Genomic DNA, 19,875 nt, shown 5'->3' with positions numbered 1-19,875 from the left:
ATGAAGGTAAAAGAAATCCGTAGCATGAGCGCTGAACAGCTCAACGAAAAGCTGGTCGGTTTGAAGAAGGATCTGTTCTATCTTCGTATGCAACACGCCACCAATCAGCTGGATAACCCCCTGAAGTTGCGTGAAACCAAGCACGACATCGCTCGTGTGAAGACCGTTTTGCGGGAGCTGCAAGCTTCCGACAAAGCCTAAGAAGGAGGTAAGCGAAGATGAATGAAGAACTGAGAACTGCCTCCCGTAAGGTGAGAATCGGTAAGGTTGTGTCCAACAAGATGGACAAAACCATCGTGGTGGCAATCGCTGACCGTGTGCCCCATCCCCTGTATAAGAAAATCGTCGGTAAGACCTACAAGCTGAAGGCTCACGACGAAGAAAACGCCTGCAACATTGGCGATACTGTTAAAGTGATGGAAACCCGCCCCCTGTCCAAGGACAAGCGTTGGCGTTTGGTGGAAATCATCGAAAAAGCGAAGTAAGGAGGTGCCAGTATGATTCAACAGGAAAGCTATCTGAAGGTTGCCGATAATACCGGCGCCAAAGAAATTAAGTGCATCCGCGTGTTGGGCGGCTCTAGCCGTAAGTTTGGTAACATTGGTGACGTGATTGTTGCTTCTGTTCGCAAATCTGCACCCGGTGGCTCTGTGAAAAAGGGCGAAGTTGTGAAAGCTGTTATCGTGCGTAGCGCAAAGGGTGTCCGTCGTAACGATGGTACCTATGTGCGTTTTGATGACAACGCAGCCGTCCTGATTAAAGACGACAAAAACCCCAAGGGTACCCGTATCTTTGGGCCAGTGGCTCGTGAGCTCCGCGACAAGGATTACATGAAGATCCTGTCTCTGGCTCCCGAAGTGGTTTAAGGAGGTCGCCCCATTATGAAAATCAAAACAGGCGACAATGTCGTCGTATTGTCCGGTAAGGACAAAGGCAAGCAAGGCAAGGTCGTTGGTACCGTGCCCGGCAAGGACAAAGTGGTTGTAGAAGGCATCAACATGGTGACCTGCCACGTCAAACCCCGCAAGCAAGGCGAAGAAGGCGGCATCATGAAGCGTGAAGCTGCTATCAACACCTGTAAAGTGCAAGTGGTCTGCCCCAAAACTGGCAAACCCACTCGTATCGGCTATAAGTTCGTTGACGGTAAAAAAGTGCGCTTTGCTAAAATTAGCGGCGAAACTCTGTAAGAAAGGAGAGCAAACCAATGGCAAGAATGAAAGAACTGTACAAAGCTGAAGTTGCTCCCTCTCTGATGAAGGAGTTCAGCTACAAGAGCGTGATGCAAATCCCCGCAATCGACAAGGTTGTGGTGAACATCGGTTGCGGCGAAGCCCGTGAAAACGCTAAGATTTTGGAAAACGTGATTGGCGATCTGAACAAGATCACTGGCCAAAAGCCCCAAATCACCAAGGCACGTAATTCTATCGCTAACTTTAAGTTGCGTGAAGATATGCCTATCGGCGCAAAGGTCACCCTGCGCGGCGAAAAAATGTGGGAATTCCTGGACCGTCTGTTCAACGTGGCTCTGCCCCGTGTGCGTGACTTCCAAGGCATCAACCCCAACTCCTTCGACGGCCGTGGCAACTATGCTATGGGTATCAAGGAACAACTGATTTTCCCCGAAATCGAATACGATAAGGTGGACAAAATCCGTGGTATGGACGTTATCATCTGCACCACTGCTAAAACTGATGAAGAAGCTCGCGCACTGCTCCGCGGTGTGGGCGCTCCCTTCGCCAAATAAGAAGGAGAACGAAAATGGCTAAGAAATCAATGATTCTCAAGCAGCAGGCTCCTGCGAAGTTCTCTTCTCGCAAGTACAACCGCTGCAAACTGTGCGGCCGTCCTCACGCTTACCTGCGTGACTACGGTATCTGCCGTATCTGCTTCCGTGAATTGGCTTACAAGGGCCAAATCCCCGGTGTGCGCAAGGCTTCTTTCTAAGAAACCGACCTGAGATACAGAGGCAACCGCCTCTACAATGGGGACTGCTGAAGGGCGACCACAGGTCGCCCTTCGCTGACCCAGTGAATGCCACAAAATTTGTAAATTTTTTGTGAACATCCAAAAAAACTCTGGTAAATCCCAAGAATCTGGTGTATAATAAGTTGTTAGTGTGCGACACACGACAATTTCCCTATAAACCCAGCAACGGACATGGATATCCATGTCCCTATCGTTGCGTTCAGGGGGGGACACCGATCACGGTCTTTACGCTTTTGATATGGGCGTTTAAGATAAAAAAGGGGACACTCTGCGTCCCAATGGATGGCGAAAGGTCAAGCGTAATTGTGCTGCTTACAGTCAGTTCCATTAGGTCTGATACCTCGCCACCGTAGCGACTTAAATGAGTCGCAACTCTAAAAATAGGAGGACTATTACTATGCATATCACCGATCCTGTTGCAGATATGTTAACCCGTATCCGCAACGCAAGTAGTGCAAAGCACGACACCGTGGATGTACCTGCTTCCAACCTGAAAAAGAGCATTGCTCAAATTCTGCTGGACGAAGGCTACATCAAGAACTTCCAAGTGGTGGAAGACGGCATTCAAGGCATGATTCACATCACCTTGAAGTACAACACTGGCAAGCAAAAGGCCATCACTGGTCTGCGCCGCGTTTCTAAACCTGGCCTGCGTGTTTACGTTGGCAAAGAAGAGCTCCCCCGTGTGCTCCGCGGTTTGGGTATCGCAATCATTTCTACGTCCAAGGGCGTCATGACTGACAAGGCAGCTCGTAAGCTGAATGTTGGTGGTGAAGTCTTGGCATTCATTTGGTAAGGAGGGTATTGAACTATGTCTCGAATTGGTAGAATGCCCATTACCGTTCCTGCAGGTGTGGATGTTTCCATCGCTGCTGGGAATGCTGTGACCGTTAAAGGTCCTAAGGGCGAACTGTTTCGGAACCTGCGTCCCGAAATGGTAATTGAACAAGATGGCAACACGATCACTGTGTCTCGCAAATCTGATGACAAGCTGAACCGTTCTATGCACGGGTTGACCCGTACTCTGCTCAGCAACATGATCATCGGCGTGACCGACGGTTACAAAAAGGAACTGGACGTCAACGGCGTTGGCTATCGTGTGGCAAAAGATGGGAACAAGCTGGTTATGAACCTTGGCTACTCTCATCAGGTGATCGTTTCTGAGATTGATGGCATCACCATTGATGTCCCCAGTCCCAATAAAATCATCATCAGCGGCTGTGACAAACAAATGGTTGGTCAATTTGCTGCTGAAGTCCGTGAAAAGCGTCCCCCAGAACCCTATAAGGGCAAGGGCATTAAGTACACCGACGAAGTCATCCGCCGCAAGGTTGGTAAGACCGGCGGTAAGAAATAAGAAGGAGGTTGCCGATAAATGGTTAAGAAGTTTGATAGTAACGCAGCACGTCTTAAGCGTCATAAAAGAGTCCGCGCAAAGATCTCTGGCACCCCTGAGATGCCTCGTCTGAACGTGTTCCGTAGCGCCAAAAACATTTACGCTCAAATCATTGACGATGTCAATGGTGTGACTTTGGTTTCTGCATCCACTCTGGATAAAGAAGTTGAAGGTTACGGCGGTAATGTGGAAGCAGCAGCTGCTGTGGGCAAGCTAGTGGCCGAACGTGCCAAGAGCAAAGAAATCGAAAACGTGGTCTTTGACCGCGGCGGTTACCTGTATCACGGCCGTGTGGCAGCTTTGGCTGCTGGCGCTCGTGAAGGCGGCCTGCAGTTTTAATCGGAGGGAGAAACAACAATGGCTAGATTTGAAAGAGAACCAAGCGAGTTTGCTGAAAAGGTTGTCTCCTTGAACCGTGTTTCCAAAACCGTCAAGGGTGGCCGTATTTTCAAGTTCGCCGCTTTGGTGGTTGTGGGTGACGGCAAGGGTCGTGTCGGCTATGGTCTGGGTAAGGCCGCTGAAGTACCTGAAGCAATCCGCAAAGGCATCGAAGATGCTAAGAAAAACCTGGTGACTGTCGATTTGTCCGGCACCACCGTTCCCCACGAAGCAATCGGTATTTCCGGTGCAGGCAAGGTGCTGTTGAAGCCCGCTGCTCCCGGTACCGGTGTTATCGCTGGCGGTGCAGTCCGTGCAGTGGTGGAAGCCGCTGGTATTAAGGACATTCGTACCAAGTGCCTGCGTTCCAACAACCCCCACAACGTGGTGGCTGCTGCATTTGAAGGCTTGAAGTCCATGCGTGGTCCTCAAGAAGTCGCTCGTGTCCGTGGCAAGAGCGTCGAAGAAATTTTAGGTTAAGGGAGGGCTTAAGAAATGGCAAACATGACTATTAAGCTCGTCAAGAGCCTGAACGGTCGTCTGGAAAAACAAATCCTGACCGCTAACTCCATGGGTCTGCGCAAAATCGGTGATACCACCGTGCAACCCGATAACGCTCAAACCCGTGGTAAGATTGCCAAAATCGGCTATCTGCTGAAGGTTACCGAAGAGGGAGGCAACTAATGGAATTAAATAACTTATCTCCCGCCCAAGGCAGCGTCCAATCTGCATACCGTAAGGGTCGTGGTAACGGTTCTGGTAACGGTAAAACTGGTGGTCGTGGCCACAAGGGCCAAAAGGCTCGTAGCGGCGGCAAAATCCGTGTGGGTTTTGAAGGCGGTCAAATGCCTTTGCACCGTCGTCTGCCCAAGCGCGGCTTTAACAACATTTTCGCAAAGCCCCTGGAAATTATCAATTTGACTGCTCTGAACGCTTTTGAAGACGGCGACGTCGTCACTGCTGAAGCACTGCTGGCTAAGGGTATCTTGGCTAAGTGCGAATACGGTGTGAAGGTTCTGGGCAACGGTTCTGTCACCAAGAAGGTCACTGTTCAAGCTAACGCTTTCTCTGCATCTGCATTGGAAGCCATCGCTGCAGCTGGCGGGAAGGCAGAGGTGATCTAACGTGATCCAAACGATTCGTAAGGCTTGGGGTGTTCCCGAACTTCGTAAGAAAATCGTGTTCACGCTACTCATGCTCTTGATCTTCCGCATTGGTAATGCCATCACGGTCCCCTATGTGGATGTGGAATTGCTCAATGTGTACCTCAACTCCATGAGTACCACTGTGTTAGGTCTCTATAATGTGATGTCGGGCGGCGCATTTGCCCAAGCAACTGTGTTTGCACTGAGCATTCAACCCTATATTAACAGCTCCATTATCATCCAACTGCTGACTGTGGCCATTCCTGCATTGGAACGTATGGCCAAAGAAGGCGGCGAAGAGGGGCGCAAGAAAATCCAATCCATAACCCGTTATACCACTGCTGGTATCGCAGTGCTGCAAGGCTTTGGTTATTTCACTTTGATGAAAAACTACGGTCTGCTCTCTGTGTCTGACCCCACCTTCTGGCAAGGTGCTGTCATCGTGGTGTCCTTCGTGGCAGGTTCCTGCTTCGTTATGTGGATGGGCGAACAAATCACCGAATTCGGTGTGGGCAATGGTATTTCCATCATCCTGTTCGCTGGTATTATCTCTCGCGTTCCCACCACTGTATCTTACCTGTACAGCTATGGTATGGAAGATCCCATCAACTGGGCGATTATCGCAGTTATGCTGGTGGGCGTGGTTGCTATGTTTGCATTCATCGTGTTCATCAATGGTGCAGAACGTCGCATTCCTGTCCAATATGCAAAGCGTCAAGTGGGTCGCAAAATGTACGGTGGCCAATCTAGCCACCTGCCCATGAAGGTTTCTATGGCTGGCGTGTTGCCTGTGATTTTCGCACAAAGCATCGCTTCCTTGCCTGCAACCGTGGCAGCATTTTTCCCCACCCCCGCTGAAGGCACCTTCACTTATCATTTGCTAAACGCAATTGACACACAATCTGTGATTTACATGATTGTGTACTTCGTCTTGATCATCGGCTTTAGCTACTTCTACTCTAGCATCCAATTCAACCCCATTGAAGTGGCTAACAATCTGAAAAATCAAGGTGGATTCATCCCTGGTTTCCGTCCCGGCAAGCCTACTGTGGACTTTATCCGCAAGGTTATGAGCAAAATCACCCTTTTCGGTGCAATTTATTTGGCTATCGTGGCCATCACCCCTTGATTGTGGGCGCTCTGGTTGGTAACTCCTACCTGTCCATCGGTGGCACTTCTTGTATCATCGTAGTTGGCGTGGCATTGGAAACCGTCAAAGCATTGGAATCCCAAATGTTGATGCGTCAATATAAGGGCTTCTTGGAGTAAAAATAAATTGAGACTGATCCTAATGGGCGCCCCTGGCGCCGGCAAGGGCACACAGGCAGACATCCTGTCTAATGTGCTAAAAATCCCCACTATTTCCACTGGTAACATTCTTCGTGCTGCCATGAAAGATGGAAGCGAGCTAGGCAAACGTGTCACAGATTTTATGGACGCAGGCCGGCTGGTTCCCGATGATATTATCATCGAAATCATTCATGAGCGTTTGGCTAAAGAAGATTGCCAAAATGGTTATATCTTGGACGGCGTGCCTCGCACAGTCCCCCAAGCAGAAGCTATGGAAAAGCTGGGTATCGTAATTGACTATGCTGTGAGTATGGAAGTCGCTGACGAAACCATCACACAGCGCATGAGTGGTCGTCGTGTTTGCCCCGATTGCGGTGGTAGTTACCATATTATGGCGCGGCCTCCCAAACGTTCTGGCCTGTGCGATAAGTGTAATGCACGGCTTCACCAACGTACTGATGATTTGCCTGAAACGGTGAAAAATCGCTTGGCAATTTATCATAAAGCAACCAAACCTCTAGAAGATTTCTATGAGGCACGGGGACTCCTCCGTTTGACGGGGGAACAAGTCGAAGTGGGTGCTACCACTGAGGCAATTCTACGAGTGATTGGGAGATGATAAAGTGATTACACTGAAATCAGCTCACGAGATTGATTTGATGCGTCGAGCCGGTAAAATTACTGCGGCTGCCCGTGCTTTGGCAGGGGATATGGTAAAACCTGGCGTGACAACCCAATCAATTGACAAAGCCGTAGAAGCATTTATCCGCGCACAAGGTGCTGTGCCGTCATTTAAAGGCTATGGTGGATTTCCTGCCAGTGCCTGCATTAGCGTCAACAATGAAGTGATTCATGGGATTCCTGGCAAACGGGTTCTCAAAGATGGCGACATTGTGAGTATTGACGTGGGTGCTTTGATTGGCGGATTCCACGGCGACTGTGCAGCCACCTTCCCCTGCGGCACGGTGAGCGACGAAGCACTGGACTTAATTCAAGTGACCAGAGAAAGCTTTTTTGTCGGCATCGAAAAAGCCAAAGAGGGTAAGCGTGTGCAGGATATCTCGGCAGCCATTCAAACCTATGTAGAAGATCGCGGGTACACCATTGTACGCGAGTTTGTCGGCCATGGTGTCGGCGCTCAATTACATGAGTCTCCCGAAATCCCCAACTTCGGCACTGTCGGAAGAGGGCCACGGCTTCTGCGAGGGATGACATTGGCCATCGAACCCATGGTGAACGCTGGCGCTGCTGGCGTGAAGACATTGAGCGACGGTTGGACGGTGGAAACCAAAGACGGCGCGCTCTCTGCCCACTATGAAAATACGATTCTGATTACCGACGGTGAGCCTGAGATTCTCACGGCGCCGGCCATTTGAGGAAAACGTATGGAAATTGCAACATCAAACATCATTAAATCAGACGCTGGCCGAGACAGTGGCAAGCTATTTGTGGTAACATCCACAGATGGTGAGTACTTGTGGCTGGTGGATGGAAAAAGTCGAAAGGTGGAACAGCCTAAGCGCAAAAAACGCAAACACGTGGCTTTTGTAGCTGAAGGCACCACCCGACTTGCACAAAAAATTCAGCACGGCGAACACATCACAAACAGTGAAGTGCGCCGAGCCCTTGCGGAATTCCGTGAGGACATTCAAATGGACCAGGAGGGATAAGGTTTGGCGAAATCCGATATGATTGAAGTGGAAGGCGTAGTGGTTGAATCCCTACCCAACACAACGTTCCAAGTAGACATTGGAAATGGACACAAGATTTTGGCACATATTTCCGGAAAACTCAGAATGAATTTCATCAGGATTCTGCCTGGCGACAAGGTCACTGTGGAGATGTCTCCCTATGATCTGACCCGTGGTCGAATCACCTGGCGTAGCAAATAATACGCCGATAGCAAAAAAAGCTATTTTCTAAGAAGATAAACTGCTGAAAGGAATGGTTGAAAATTATGAAAGTAAGACCGTCCGTGAAGCCCATGTGTGAAAAATGCAAGGTTATTCGTCGTAAGGGCCGTGTTATGGTCATCTGCGAAAACCCCAAACACAAACAAAGACAGGGCTAACAATTAAATGGAGGTGCTTTAAGTATGGCACGTATCGCCGGTATTGATTTGCCAAAGGATAAGCGTATTGAAATTGGGCTTACCTACATTTTTGGCATTGGTAACAAGAGCGCCAAAGACATTTTGGCACAAACAGGGGTTAACCCCGACACCCGCGTAAAGGATTTGACTGACGCCGAGGAGCAACTGCTCCGTGATGCCATCGACGCATACACCGTAGAAGGTGATCTGCGCCGTAGTGTCGCTTTGGACATCAAGCGTTTGAACGAAGTGGGCTGTTACCGTGGTCTGCGTCACCGCAAGGGCTTGCCCGTCCGTGGTCAACGCAGCAAAACCAACGCTCGTACTCGCAAGGGTCCCAAAAAGACCATTGCTAACAAGAAAAAGTAAGGAGGAACGATTCAAATGGCATCTGCTAACAAATCTGGTGGCAAGAAAGTTATTCGCCGCCGTAGAGAGAAGAAGAACATTGAACGTGGCCAAGTCCACATCCGTTCTTCCTTCAACAACACCATGGTTACCGTTACCGACTCTCATGGTAACGCTCTGTCTTGGGCTTCCTCTGGTGGCCAAGGCTTCCGTGGCAGCAAAAAGTCCACTCCCTTCGCCGCTCAAACTGCTGCTGAAGTGGCAGCAAAGGCCGCGATTGACTTGTGTGGCTTGAAGACTGTGGAAGTCTTCGTGAAAGGCCCCGGCCAAGGCCGTGAGGCTGCTATCCGTGCACTGCAAGCTGTGGGCTTGGAAGTGACCATGATTAAGGATGTTACCCCCATCCCTCACAATGGTTGCCGTCCTCCCAAGCGCCGTCGCGTATAATGGAAAGAGGAGGAAAACAACATGGCTAAGAATATGCAACCTATTGCAAAGCGCTGCAAGGCACTAAACCTGTCTCCTGCAGCCATGGGTTATGCGAAGAAGGACACCAATCGCAACCCCAAGGGTCAAATGCGCAAAAAGCAGTCTGAATACGCCATTCAGCTGACTGAAAAGCAAAAGGTGAAATTTGTTTACGGCATTTTGGAAAAGCAATTCCGTATGTACTACGAAAAGGCTACCCACATGACCGGTAAAACTGGCGAAAACCTTCTGACTCTCATCGAACGTCGTTTGGACAACGTGGCATACCGTTTGGGCTTTGCTACCACTCGTCGTGACGCTCGTCAATTGGTCAACCACGGTCACTTTACCGTTAACGGTAAGCGTGTGAACATCCCCTCTTACCTGGTTAAGCCCGGTGATGTGATCGAAGTGTGTGAAAAGAGCAGCAAGAGCGTGAAATTTAAGCGCTTGCTGGGTGAAGACGCCCCTGTGGTGGTCGCTCCTAAGTGGCTGGAACGCACCAAGAACACCCTGCAAGGGACCGTTGTGGCTATGCCCGCCCGTGACGACATCGACTTCCCTGTGGAAGAACATCTCATCGTCGAATTGTACTCCAAGTAATGGTCGGGAGCCCTCGATTATGACACAAATTGCCGGCGGCCTGCTATATTGCATGGCCGTAATGAGAAGATGAAGGAGGGTAACTGCATGATTGAAATTGAAAAGCCCCAGATTGATTGTAACGAAATGCTAGGCGACGCCACTTACGGAAAGTACGTGGTAGAACCCCTAGAGCGAGGCTATGGCACCACCCTGGGTAATGCGCTGCGCCGCATTATGCTGTCCTCTTTGCCTGGTACGGCTCCAACCTCTATTAAGGTTGCAGGCGTCCAGCATGAATTTTCCACCATCACTGGTGTAAAAGAAGATGTGACGGAAATCGTTTTAAACGTTAAGGGTTTGCTGACCAAGCTGCATTGCGAAACAAGCAAAACAGTATATATCGAAGCAGTTGGCCCTTGTGAGGTCACTGCCGGCGATATCAAGGCTGACAGCGACGTGGAAGTTCTGAATCCAGATCTTCACATTGCTACTTTGGACGCAGGTGCCGTGCTGAACATGGAGATTGCACTCTCTCATGGTCGTGGCTACGTCCCTGCTGACCGCAACAAGCCTGCACAAAATGTCATCGGCACCATTGCTGTTGACTCTATCTACACCCCTGTCTACAAGGTCAATTACTTTGTGGAACCCACCCGTGTGGGCGCCAGCAGTGATTTTGACAAGTTGACTTTGGAAGTCTGGACTGACGGCACCATCTCTAGCCGAGATGCTGTTAGCCTTGGCGCTAAGATTTTGTGCGACCATTTCTCTTTGTTCACTGACCTTTCTGAAACCGTGGGTAGCAAGTCTACCGTGGTGGAAAAGGCAGAAGCCCAACGCGATAAAGTGTTGGAGCTGAGCATTGACGACATGGACTTGTCCGTGCGTAGTTATAACTGCCTCAAGCGTGCTAACATCAACACCGTTGAAGATCTGATTTCCAGAACAGAAGACGAAATGATGAAGGTGCGTAATCTGGGTCGTAAGTCCCTAGAGGAAGTTATCAACAAGCTAGAAATGATGGGCTTGAGCTTGGCCATCGATGAAAACACCTAATTTGGCTGAGATGGAACTGTCTCGCTGATTAAAATCCGATTGAAGGAGGACAACCGAAATGCCCGGAACTCGTAAACTCGGTAAAACTACCGACCAACGTATGGCAATGTTGCGCCAAATGGTTACTGACTTCCTAGACTACGGTACAATGGAAACCACCATTACCCGTGCCAAAGAAATCAGACCTCTGGCTGAAAAGATGATCACCCTCGGTAAGAAGGGCGATCTGGCCGCATACCGCAAGGCTATGAGCTTTATCACTCGTGAAGACGTGTGCCATAAGCTGTTCAAAGAAGTTGCACCCAGCTATGCTGAACGCAACGGTGGCTATACTCGTATCATCCGCACCGGCGTTCGCCGTGGCGATGCTGCTGAAACCGCCATCATTGAATTGGTGAAATAAGCATTATCATGCAAGCACCCTGTTTGGATAACCAAACAGGGTGCTTTTTTATATTGTTATTAGGTATTTTGATTACGAGTTGTAGTATTTCTTCTGAATATTGCGTATTGTAGTTGTTGGTTGGGTACTGGTGGATGAGTTTGTCCCTATGGGGTATGTTTTTTGCTCCTATGGGGCGGTCTGCTAACCCAGAGGCGATCCCCCCACCCCATCGTAGGGGCGCCCATTGGGCGTCCGTTTTCCGTTTCACTTTGAATTGTTGTTTTTGCCCCTACGGGGTGGTCTGCTGCCGCAGGGGCGTCCTACCGGACGGGTCACCTGCCGGTGGGGCATTCTTTTTGTATCGACAAAAAGAATCAAAAAACGATTTTTTCACGACGACTGCGGTCGAGTGAAAAAAGGGGCTTTTACGGGGGTTCATCGCTGGAGTGCTTAGGTTTTTTGAGCGGCACCGAGTGGCCTGATTTGTCTCTGCATGACCTGTCGGGCTTCGCCCTGTTGCGATGTTGCAGAAAGATAGTGCTATTTCTTAGGTGTGCCTAGATTGGTGGGTATGGTGTGGTGCGGTGGTGTTGGGTAAGACGGGCGACCGCAGGTCGCCACTACAAGGAACACCATTGCATACAAACCAAGCTGACCGCAGGTCAGCGCCCCCCAACGCCACCGCACCCATCGACGTCCACAATCTTAGGCACCTTAAATGCGTGGTACAATGTCATCGTACGAGAAATGTGCGGCAGCAATCAGCGTTGGTTCGCGCATCCCACACGAAAAGCCGAACGGATGTGAAGCACCCACCCAATAGCACCGCACCCACTCACACGCACCATCCGTATAAAATGGGAGCACGTGAGACAGATGACCACAAGTGGTCATCTGCCACGTGCAAGATTTTTGGTTACTTTGCATCTTTGCAAAGTAATGCCCGCGCGGCGAGCGTCCCCCCACGGGAGTGGGTAAAGTCTATCAAAAGAGAAATTCAACAGGGTGAAGCAAATTGCAATTGATTTCCACGGGCGCCCAATGGGCGCCCCTACAAGGGGAGAGGGGCAAAGAAAGCCCCTGCGGCAGCAGCCCCCACGGAGTGGGAAAAGTTTTATCAAAAGAAAACTCCCACAGGGTGAAGCAAATTGCAATTGATTTCCACGGACGCCCAATGGGCGCCCCTACAAGGGGAGAGGGGCAAAGAAAACCCCTGCGGCAGCAACCCCCACAGGAGTAGGGGAAAAGGGCGCCTGGCAAGAGAAGTCCCTGCGCCAGGAGTCTCGACGGAAAGGGGAAAAGAACAATACAAAAAACCCTTTGGACGCTCGATTGAACGCCCAAAGGGTTTTGATTTTAAGAGGTTTGAATAAACGGTTTCTTACTTGTGGTCCACGGAAGCCATGTGCTTAACCAGTTCCACAACCTTGTTGGAGTAGCCGATTTCGTTGTCATACCAAGAAACAACCTTCACGAAGGTGTCGGTCAGAGCAATACCAGCGCCTGCATCAAAGATGGAGGTACGGGTGTCGCCCAAGAAGTCGGAGGAAACCACGTCTTCGTCGGTGTAACCCAGAACGCCAGCCAGTTCGCCTTCAGAAGCAGCCTTCATAGCAGCGCAGATTTCAGCGTAGGTAGCGGGCTTTTCCAGATTGACAGTCAGGTCAACCACAGACACGTCCAGAGTGGGGACACGCATGGACATACCGGTCAGCTTGCCGTTCAGTTCGGGGATAACCTTGCCCACAGCCTTAGCAGCGCCAGTGGAGGAGGGGATGATGTTGCCAGTAGCGGCACGGCCACCACGCCAGTCCTTCAAAGAGGGGCCGTCAACGCTCTTTTGGGTAGCGGTAACAGAGTGAACAGTGGTCATCAGGCCGTCTTTGATGCCGAAGGTGTCGTTCAAAACCTTAGCAATGGGAGCCAAGCAGTTGGTGGTGCAAGATGCGTTGGAGACAAAGTTCATGTCGGAGGTGTACTTGTCGTTGTTCACGCCCATAACGAACATGGGAGTAGCATCTTTGGAAGGAGCAGACATAATGACCTTCTTAGCACCAGCATCGATGTGGCCTTGTGCAGATTCCATGGTCAAGAACAGGCCAGTGGATTCCACAACGTATTCTGCGCCAACTTTTGCCCAAGGCAGGTTAGCGGGGCTACGTTCTGCGAACACAGGGATTTCACGGCCGTTGACAACGATAGCGGAGTCAGTGTGGCTGATTTCAGCGTCGCACTTGCCGTGCATGGTGTCATACTTAAGCATGTATGCCAGATATTCGGGGGGCACAGATCGTTGATGCCTACGATTTGCACGTCAGCGTGGTTCAGAGATGCACGGAATACCATACGGCCGATGCGGCCAAAACCATTGATACCAATTTGAGTCATAATAAATGCTCCTTTCAAAATGGGGCGGTATGTTTATACCGCTAATAAACGATTGCGTAAACGTTTCATTTCTCGCTGACAATAGAATATCATACCTTTGCCACGGTTGCAAGTGTCAAAATTGATAACTTTTCTTCGAGAATATCTATAATTTAACAAGTGCTTTTAGATAAAATAACAAAACTTGCGTATTCGATTGCGTAAGGACTTGACGAATGTGTATCAGTGCTCTATACTTTGAATATTACTACCATATTACGCAAGCAATAGGGAATTACGCAAGGAGAAAGTGCGATGAAAGTGACCATCAGCGATGTGGCTAAATTAGCAGGGGTTTCTACGGCCACTGTGTCCCATACCATCAACGGCACACGCTATGTTTCTGAGGAAACCAAAGAACGTGTCTATGCCGCAATCAATCAACTGGGCTATACACCCGATGCTTCCGCCCGTAGTTTTCGTACGGGGCGCAAGCAAACCATCGGCTTTATTGTACCTGATATTTCTAATAAATTTTTCGCAACCATGATTGAAGAAGTGGAAAACACCTTGGCAGCACAAGGGTACCATTTAATCATTGCCAACACAAAAGAGAGCATAGAGCGTGAGGAAAAGAACATCCGCTTGTTGTCTGCTGGCTTGGTGGATGGGCTTCTGATTGCGTCTACCATGGAAGAGTTTGCCCAATTTGACCGTATGTTACCCAACGGATTCCCTGTGGTGCTGGTGGATCGGATTTTTGACACTAAAAAGTATTCTTCCATTTGCGTCTCTAACTTCCAACCGATTTATCGCTCTGTGTGCCGTTTGGCAGCTAAGGGGCCAAGCGCATTGGCATCATCGGTGGCCTGCCCCGTCTGTCTAGTACCAAGGAGCGAATCAATGCCTATGAGCAAGCAGTTGCCGACTGTGGTTTGCCTGCTGACAGTGCCTTGGTTTGCTATGGTGACTCCATGGAAAACAGCGCCCGTACTTGTCTCGACCAATTGCTGGCAGAACAATGCGATGCCATTTTGGTGAGTCAAGGGCTGATGGGGGCTGAAGTGGTGATGTATTTGCAAGAAAAGGGATTGGTTGCTGGTAAGGATGTGCAACTGGTCACCTTCGTGGACTATGTGTCTGAGATTAGCAACTTGTACGCCGATAAATTAGACTGTATTATCCAGCCTGTAGAAGAGCTAGGCCGTGTGGCTGGGCAACAAATTCTCAAGCGGATTGAAACCCCTGATGCACCTGTGTTTGAACAGATTTTAACCTCTGTTTACCAACCAGCACCTGTTATAAAATAACCAAAATACCATACACCACCCTCGTTGCCTCTACGGTGAAGAGGGTGGTTTTTTTAGAAATGAGGATACGTAGTGTTGGATTTTGACCAAATGATTAGCCGCGAAAACACCCATGCCTTAACAGCAGAGGGCTATCGTGGATATTTATTCTCCCATTTGACCGATGTGGGCTTTTGCTGGCCTGAAGACGACTTGATTCATATGTGGGTGGCGGATATGTCGTTTGCCACGCCGCCTGCTGTCACCGATGGGATTCTCAATCGTCTGTCACAGCAGATTTTGGGATATACACTGTCTGCCCAAACAGACAGTGCTTATGTGTCGGCCTTTTATAGCTGGTGTAAAAATCGCTATGGCCTGTCCATTGAGCCACAGCAACTGCTGACCAGTCCAGGGATTGTGGCAGCGGTGAACGCCATTGCCAAGCTGGTCTGCAAGCCCGGTGAGAAAATTGTCACCCTTGCCCCGTCTTACGGAATGTTCCGCCATGCCGCTACTGTCTCTGGCACCACCATGGTCTATAGTGATTTAATTGCAGAAAACAATGTGTTTTCTGTGGATTGGCGAGATTTAGAGCGAAAATTATCCGATCCGGCCGTGACAGCCTTTATTTTGTGTAGCCCCCATAACCCTACGGGGCGGTGCTGGCAACCAGAAGAGTTGCGCCGTTTTGGGAATCTGTGCCAAGCCTACGGGGTGTTTATCATCAGTGATGAAATCCATTGCGATTTGTTGCGTCAAGGCAAACAGCACCTATCTATGGCACAGGTGCTAGAGGGACGGACAGATTTTGCCGTGACGTTGGCACCTAGTAAAACCTTCAATATGGCTGGTTTGCAAGTGTCCAATGTGTTGTTGCCTGACCCAGCCCTTCGCAGTTGTTGGCGCTTAGAAGTAGACAATCCCTTGTCCATAGCAGGTGCCACGGGAGCGTATGCCAACGGGGCACCATGGCTGGAAGAATTGCGCACCTATTTAGACGGCAACTTTGCCTTGGTGGCGGAATTACTACAACAACATCTGCCTCTAACCCAATTCCAAATTCCCGATGCTACCTATTTAGCATGGGTGAATTTAAACCCGTATCTGCCAGCGGACACGGACATGTCGTTACTGTTTGCCAATTATGGGCTGTTGCTAGAAGGTGGAAATGGACTGTTTTTACACAACGCCCAAGGGTGGGTACGGTTGAACCTATCCTGCCCTAGAGCTGTGGTGCAAACAGGAATGGAGCGGTTTATCCAAGCTGTTTGGGCAAGTCAAGGCTGAAGTTTTTGATACAGATGGTGCATAAAAACAAACAACAAACAAAGATGCACCACCCATTGTAGGGGAGCGCAGTGCGCTCACGTGCCGAACCAGACAAAGCACATAAAAAGTTGGGCGAATTCGTAACACTTCCTACGAATTCGCCCAACTTTTCACGTATCATCAAACCTGACTGCGCGGGAGCCCAATGGGCTCCCCTACGAGGGCCGTTGGTTCTTTATAGAATTTTTAGTTTTGTACGGCACCGTTTATCCTTGGATGATGGCTGTCAAATGGGCGATGATTTCTCGTTGCAACTCTGGGGGATAGAGGTTGACGGAGTAGGTTTTGTCTGCACCTTGTCGCTCTTCCACCACAATGCCAGCGTAAATCCCTTTTTGGGTGGGGACTTTTCGCTTGCCCTCTGGGGTTTCTTGTTCCATCAAATACCCTTGGCTCATCAGCCATTTGAAAATTTTGTAAGAGCTGACCCCCATATAGCCCCCTTCTTTGAGCACACCATTGATGGTCATGGTCAAAGCGGACACATGGGTGGGCTCTTGGGAAATGGGGAGGGAATCCAGTATGGCTGGGGTGGGCAGTGGCAGTTGTTCTTTGGCTTTTTTAGGCGCGCCCATAGCCACAGGGGTGGGGGGTGGAGGTGGCACACCATCGTAGGTGCGGCGAACAAAGTCTTTGATTTCCAGTAAGAAAGCTTCGCCATAGCGCTGTAGTTTCACATCGCCCACACCGGGCACTTCTAAAAACTCCGATTTGTTGGCTGGCTTGAGCCGACACATGGCCTGCATGGTGGCATCGCCAAAAATCATGAATGGTGGCACCCCTTGTTGGTCAGCCAGATGCTTGCGCAAACGCTGTAAGCACAGCAATAGTTGTTGCTCTTGGCTGTTCAGCGGAGAATGCTCGTAATTGCGCTTGGTGGAGGTAGGACGCTTGCTCCAGCCTGTCTCGGCTTCCACCTGTCGTGCCCCTAGCACGCAGGTGCTGCAGTGACCGCAGTCTTGGGAGGGATGTTCCCCAAAATATCGCAAAATAAAATTGCGTAAGCAACGCTCCGTGGTGGCGAAAAAGGTCATCTGCTTGAGCCGTTCTTTGTCGCGGTTTATCAGCATTTGGGCGGTTTCGGGGTCGGCGGCTTCTACGTCTCTGCCGTTTTCGATGAGCCACTGATTGGTGCGCACATCTTGACCGCTATACAGCAGCAGACAGTGGGCTGGCGCCCCGTCTCGGCCAGCACGGCCAGCTTCTTGGTAATAGCTTTCTAAGTCTTTGGGCATATTGTAGTGAACCACGAAGGACACGTTTGACTTGTCGATGCCCATGCCGAAAGCGTTGGTGGCCACCATCAAGGGGATTTGGTCAAAGAGAAATGCCTCTTGGTTGCGTCGCCGTTCCTCGTCACTGAGGCCAGCGTGATAGCGTGTGGCGTAATAGCGCTGGTCGTTGAGTTGTTGGCACACTTCCTCCACTGCCTTGCGTGTGGAGCAGTAGATGATGCCGCTTTGATCTGATTTTTGCTTTAAAAATCGGAGCAGAGCCTCCATTTTTTTCTTGGGCTGTTGTACTTCAAAATATAGGTTTTCACGGTCAAAACCAGTGATTAACACCTTGGGTTGTTGCAAATCCAACAATTGCTTAATATCGTCAGTCACCTTTTGTGTAGCCGTGGCGGTGAAGGCACAGACCACAGGCCTTTTTGGCAAACTGGCGATGAATTGAGGGATTTGCCCATAGCTGGGGCGGAAATCTTGCCCCCATTGGGAAATGCAGTGGGCTTCGTCCACGGCCACCATGGTGATGGGGGCGCTTTGGGCGAAGGCAAGGAAATTGGGTGTCAACAATCGTTCTGGTGCTACGTAAATCAGCTTGTATTGCCCCAAGCTGGCACGGTACAAGGCTAGGTCTCGTTGCTTGGGGGTGAGGGTGGAGTTAAAGTAGGCAGCAGGTACGCCAGCTTGTTTCAGCGCCACCACTTGGTCTTGCATCAGGGAAATCAGCGGTGATACCACCAGTGCAATCCCCTCCATGGCAAGGGCAGGGACTTGATAGCAAATGGACTTGCCAGCCCCAGTGGGCATGATGCCCAAGGCATCTTGGCCTTGGAGGATAGAGTGTATCAAAGCTTCTTGACCACCACGGAAGGATTGATACCCAAAGTGATGCTTCAATAGGGAAAGGGGCTCCATGGCGGCACCTCACAATCGAATATTTGTTCTACATTATTATACCATTTTGGACGGAAATGTCAACGGATATTTCTCGGAAACATGGGCAATACTAGGGATACAGGCGACTTTAAATCGTCCGTTTGTAGGATACTAAAGGAGATGCTATGGAGCAAATTACAAAATACTATCAACAAAATGTGGATTATTTCAACACAACCTTAGGGGTGGGGCGCAGTTGTGATGTGGTGAGTCGTGATTTGCACATCGCTGGGCGTAAGGCGCGGATTTGGCTCATCGACGGTTATGGAAAAGACGATGTGATTGAGCGGATGAGCGCCTTTTGGCTTACAATTCCACAGGCAAATGTGGAAAAAGTGGCAGATATGAAGACCTTTGTGGAACGATTTGTGACCTTTAGCGAGGTGGATGTGAGCAAAACAACCCAAGAGATTGTCACAGGGGTGCTTTTGGGGAAAACCTTGCTATTGGTGGAGGGGGTGTATGGTGCCGCCACCATTGACGCCAAAGATTACCCCAGTCGTGGGGTGGGAGAACCTTCTGATGGGAAGGTGCTCCGTGGGTCACACGATGGATTTGTGGAGGCCATGGTGCCCAATATGGCGTTGCTCCGTCGCCGCATCCGTGACCCCCATTTGACCATGGAGTCTATGCAGGTGGGGAGCCGTTCCCACTCAGATTTGGTGCTCTGCTATTTGGATGACAAGGTGGATACAAAAATTTTGGCAGACTTGCGAACAAAACTCCAGTCCATCGAAGCCCAATCCTTGTCCATGGGGCAAGAAAGCGTGGCAGAGTCCATCCGCCATAAGCAGTGGTACAATCCATTTCCCAAAATTCGCTACACCGAGCGTCCTGACACGGCGGCAGCCTGCGTCATGGAGGGGCGGATTGTGCTCATGGTAGACAACTCCCCATCGGTGATGTTGCTCCCCACCAGCTTTTTCGATTTTGTGCAAGAGGCCAACGATTTTTATTTTCCTCCCTTGGTGGGTAGTTATTTGCGCCTTTTGCGGATGGCGGTGTTTGCGATTTCCCTGTTCATCACCCCTGTGTGGTATTTGTTGGTGAAAGAAGCTGGACGATTGCCTGTGTATTTGGCCTTTTTGGCTGAGCCAGAGGCCACCACCTTGGGGCTGTTTTGGCAGTTGATGATTGTGGAGTTTTTGGTGGATGTGTTAAAGCTTGCCAGCCTCAACACACCAGATGCGCTCAACGGTTCTTTTGCAATGTTAGGCACGTTGATACTGGGGGATTTTGCCGTGCAGGCTGAGTGGCTCAGCGTGGAGGTGCTGGTGTATATGGCCTTTGTGTCGGTGGCCAGTTTTGCCCAGCCCAGTTTTGAAATGGGCTATGCATTTAAGCTGTTGCGCCTTGTGATGCTGGCCCTCATCGCCGTGGCAGATGTATGGGGTTTTGCGGCAGGACTTACGGTGATTGCGGTGCTCCTTGCCACCAACCGACCCATTGTGGGGCAGGGATATTTATACCCCTTGATCCCCTTTGATAAAAAAGCCATGGGGCGACTTTTGGTGCGTCGCCCCATTAGTAAGGACAATACGTGAGCGTAATTGGGAGAAAAAAACAAGGCAGAGCCAAACGGCTCTGCCTTGT

General features: G+C 50.1%; 26 protein-coding genes and 3 pseudogenes. 27 read left to right on the top strand and 2 right to left on the bottom strand.

What is annotated here, in order from left to right; translation table 11 throughout:
* From rpmC to rplQ, 23 genes and pseudogenes are all read left to right on the top strand, one after another.
* Entirely contained in the window at window positions 1-201 is a 201-nt protein-coding gene (rpmC, locus tag RFF05_RS09145) for a 50S ribosomal protein L29 (RefSeq protein WP_409970037.1), read from the top strand.
* Window positions 202-218: 17 nt separating this feature from the next.
* Window positions 219-485, top strand: coding sequence for a 30S ribosomal protein S17 (gene rpsQ, locus RFF05_RS09140; RefSeq protein WP_409970036.1), 267 nt, complete (start codon window positions 219-221; stop codon window positions 483-485).
* A 12-nt stretch (window positions 486-497) separates the two neighbouring features.
* Entirely contained in the window at window positions 498-866 is a 369-nt protein-coding gene (gene rplN, locus RFF05_RS09135) for a 50S ribosomal protein L14 (RefSeq protein WP_409970035.1), read from the top strand.
* 15 nt (window positions 867-881) lie between these two features.
* Window positions 882-1,187, top strand: a complete 306-nt coding sequence (gene rplX / locus RFF05_RS09130; RefSeq protein WP_409970034.1) for a 50S ribosomal protein L24 — start codon at window positions 882-884, stop codon at window positions 1,185-1,187.
* Between the two features lie 17 nt (window positions 1,188-1,204).
* The gene (gene rplE, locus RFF05_RS09125) at window positions 1,205-1,744 is read left to right on the top strand and encodes a 50S ribosomal protein L5 (RefSeq protein ID WP_409970033.1); all 540 of its coding nucleotides are present in this window, start codon (window positions 1,205-1,207) and stop codon (window positions 1,742-1,744) included.
* 14 nt (window positions 1,745-1,758) lie between these two features.
* Window positions 1,759-1,944: a type Z 30S ribosomal protein S14 gene (locus RFF05_RS09120; protein WP_409970032.1), complete on the top strand. Its 186-nt coding sequence runs from the start codon at window positions 1,759-1,761 to the stop codon at window positions 1,942-1,944.
* Window positions 1,945-2,383: 439 nt separating this feature from the next.
* Entirely contained in the window at window positions 2,384-2,782 is a 399-nt protein-coding gene (gene rpsH / locus RFF05_RS09115) for a 30S ribosomal protein S8 (RefSeq protein ID WP_409970031.1), read from the top strand.
* Window positions 2,783-2,797: 15 nt separating this feature from the next.
* Window positions 2,798-3,343 carry a 50S ribosomal protein L6 gene (gene rplF / locus RFF05_RS09110; protein WP_409970030.1) on the top strand — a complete coding sequence of 182 codons (546 nt, stop codon included), beginning with the start codon at window positions 2,798-2,800 and terminating at the stop codon, window positions 3,341-3,343.
* An 18-nt stretch (window positions 3,344-3,361) separates the two neighbouring features.
* On the top strand, window positions 3,362-3,721 hold the full coding sequence (gene rplR, locus RFF05_RS09105; protein WP_409970029.1) for a 50S ribosomal protein L18: 360 nt from the start codon (window positions 3,362-3,364) through the stop codon (window positions 3,719-3,721).
* A gap of 18 nt (window positions 3,722-3,739) precedes the next feature.
* Entirely contained in the window at window positions 3,740-4,240 is a 501-nt protein-coding gene (rpsE, locus tag RFF05_RS09100) for a 30S ribosomal protein S5 (protein WP_409970028.1), read from the top strand.
* Between the two features lie 15 nt (window positions 4,241-4,255).
* Window positions 4,256-4,444: a 50S ribosomal protein L30 gene (rpmD, locus tag RFF05_RS09095; RefSeq protein ID WP_409970027.1), complete on the top strand. Its 189-nt coding sequence runs from the start codon at window positions 4,256-4,258 to the stop codon at window positions 4,442-4,444.
* Window positions 4,444-4,884, top strand: coding sequence for a 50S ribosomal protein L15 (gene rplO / locus RFF05_RS09090; protein WP_409970026.1), 441 nt, complete (start codon window positions 4,444-4,446; stop codon window positions 4,882-4,884). Before rpmD ends, rplO begins: the two co-directional genes overlap by 1 nt.
* Window position 4,885: 1 nt before the next feature.
* A pseudogene (gene secY, locus RFF05_RS09085) lies at window positions 4,886-6,174 on the top strand (preprotein translocase subunit SecY).
* A gap of 7 nt (window positions 6,175-6,181) precedes the next feature.
* Entirely contained in the window at window positions 6,182-6,814 is a 633-nt protein-coding gene (locus RFF05_RS09080; protein ID WP_409970025.1) for an adenylate kinase, read from the top strand.
* Window positions 6,815-6,818: 4 nt separating this feature from the next.
* Window positions 6,819-7,571, top strand: a complete 753-nt coding sequence (map, locus tag RFF05_RS09075) for a type I methionyl aminopeptidase (protein ID WP_409970024.1) — start codon at window positions 6,819-6,821, stop codon at window positions 7,569-7,571.
* A 9-nt stretch (window positions 7,572-7,580) separates the two neighbouring features.
* Complete coding sequence (locus RFF05_RS09070) at window positions 7,581-7,865, top strand: hypothetical protein (RefSeq protein ID WP_409970023.1); 285 nt, start codon at window positions 7,581-7,583, stop codon at window positions 7,863-7,865.
* A 3-nt stretch (window positions 7,866-7,868) separates the two neighbouring features.
* A complete protein-coding gene (gene infA, locus RFF05_RS09065) occupies window positions 7,869-8,087 on the top strand; it encodes a translation initiation factor IF-1 (RefSeq protein ID WP_409970022.1) in 219 nt (72 codons plus the stop codon).
* A gap of 65 nt (window positions 8,088-8,152) precedes the next feature.
* On the top strand, window positions 8,153-8,266 hold the full coding sequence (gene rpmJ, locus RFF05_RS09060) for a 50S ribosomal protein L36 (protein WP_014116882.1): 114 nt from the start codon (window positions 8,153-8,155) through the stop codon (window positions 8,264-8,266).
* Window positions 8,267-8,290: 24 nt separating this feature from the next.
* Window positions 8,291-8,656, top strand: a complete 366-nt coding sequence (gene rpsM, locus RFF05_RS09055) for a 30S ribosomal protein S13 (protein ID WP_409970021.1) — start codon at window positions 8,291-8,293, stop codon at window positions 8,654-8,656.
* A gap of 15 nt (window positions 8,657-8,671) precedes the next feature.
* The gene (rpsK, locus tag RFF05_RS09050) at window positions 8,672-9,082 is read left to right on the top strand and encodes a 30S ribosomal protein S11 (protein WP_409970020.1); all 411 of its coding nucleotides are present in this window, start codon (window positions 8,672-8,674) and stop codon (window positions 9,080-9,082) included.
* Between the two features lie 21 nt (window positions 9,083-9,103).
* Complete coding sequence (gene rpsD / locus RFF05_RS09045; protein ID WP_409970019.1) at window positions 9,104-9,706, top strand: 30S ribosomal protein S4; 603 nt, start codon at window positions 9,104-9,106, stop codon at window positions 9,704-9,706.
* An 87-nt stretch (window positions 9,707-9,793) separates the two neighbouring features.
* Window positions 9,794-10,744: a DNA-directed RNA polymerase subunit alpha gene (locus tag RFF05_RS09040; RefSeq protein WP_409970018.1), complete on the top strand. Its 951-nt coding sequence runs from the start codon at window positions 9,794-9,796 to the stop codon at window positions 10,742-10,744.
* 58 nt (window positions 10,745-10,802) lie between these two features.
* A complete protein-coding gene (rplQ, locus tag RFF05_RS09035) occupies window positions 10,803-11,147 on the top strand; it encodes a 50S ribosomal protein L17 (protein WP_409970017.1) in 345 nt (114 codons plus the stop codon).
* A gap of 1,363 nt (window positions 11,148-12,510) precedes the next feature.
* Here rplQ and gap read toward each other — a convergent pair.
* Window positions 12,511-13,517 (bottom strand): annotated as a pseudogene (gene gap, locus RFF05_RS09030) (type I glyceraldehyde-3-phosphate dehydrogenase).
* A gap of 294 nt (window positions 13,518-13,811) precedes the next feature.
* Between gap and RFF05_RS09025 the strand changes: the two are divergent.
* The 3 genes and pseudogenes from RFF05_RS09025 to RFF05_RS09015 all read left to right on the top strand — a co-directional run.
* Window positions 13,812-14,279 (top strand): annotated as a pseudogene (locus RFF05_RS09025) (LacI family DNA-binding transcriptional regulator); the annotation flags it as partial.
* Between the two features lie 68 nt (window positions 14,280-14,347).
* Window positions 14,348-14,806 (top strand): substrate-binding domain-containing protein, encoded by a 459-nt coding sequence (locus tag RFF05_RS09020; RefSeq protein ID WP_409970098.1) that lies wholly within the window; start codon window positions 14,348-14,350, stop codon window positions 14,804-14,806.
* Between the two features lie 72 nt (window positions 14,807-14,878).
* Complete coding sequence (locus RFF05_RS09015; protein WP_409970016.1) at window positions 14,879-16,075, top strand: MalY/PatB family protein; 1,197 nt, start codon at window positions 14,879-14,881, stop codon at window positions 16,073-16,075.
* 248 nt (window positions 16,076-16,323) lie between these two features.
* On the opposite strand, the gene RFF05_RS09010 is transcribed toward RFF05_RS09015, so the two are convergent.
* A complete protein-coding gene (locus tag RFF05_RS09010; protein ID WP_409970015.1) occupies window positions 16,324-18,261 on the bottom strand; it encodes a RecQ family ATP-dependent DNA helicase in 1,938 nt (645 codons plus the stop codon).
* Window positions 18,262-18,407: 146 nt separating this feature from the next.
* Here RFF05_RS09010 and RFF05_RS09005 point away from each other — a divergent pair, with 146 nt between their 5' ends.
* The gene (locus tag RFF05_RS09005) at window positions 18,408-19,826 is read left to right on the top strand and encodes a spore germination protein (RefSeq protein ID WP_409970014.1); all 1,419 of its coding nucleotides are present in this window, start codon (window positions 18,408-18,410) and stop codon (window positions 19,824-19,826) included.
* The last annotated feature ends 49 nt before the right edge of the window (window positions 19,827-19,875 follow it).

The sequence above is a fragment of the Bengtsoniella intestinalis genome (assembly GCF_039719005.1).
GTDB lineage: Bacteria > Bacillota > Clostridia > Oscillospirales > Oscillospiraceae > Oscillibacter > Oscillibacter intestinalis.
The sequence above is the reverse complement of the archived record's forward strand: the minus strand, read 5'-3'. Positions and strand labels throughout refer to the sequence as shown.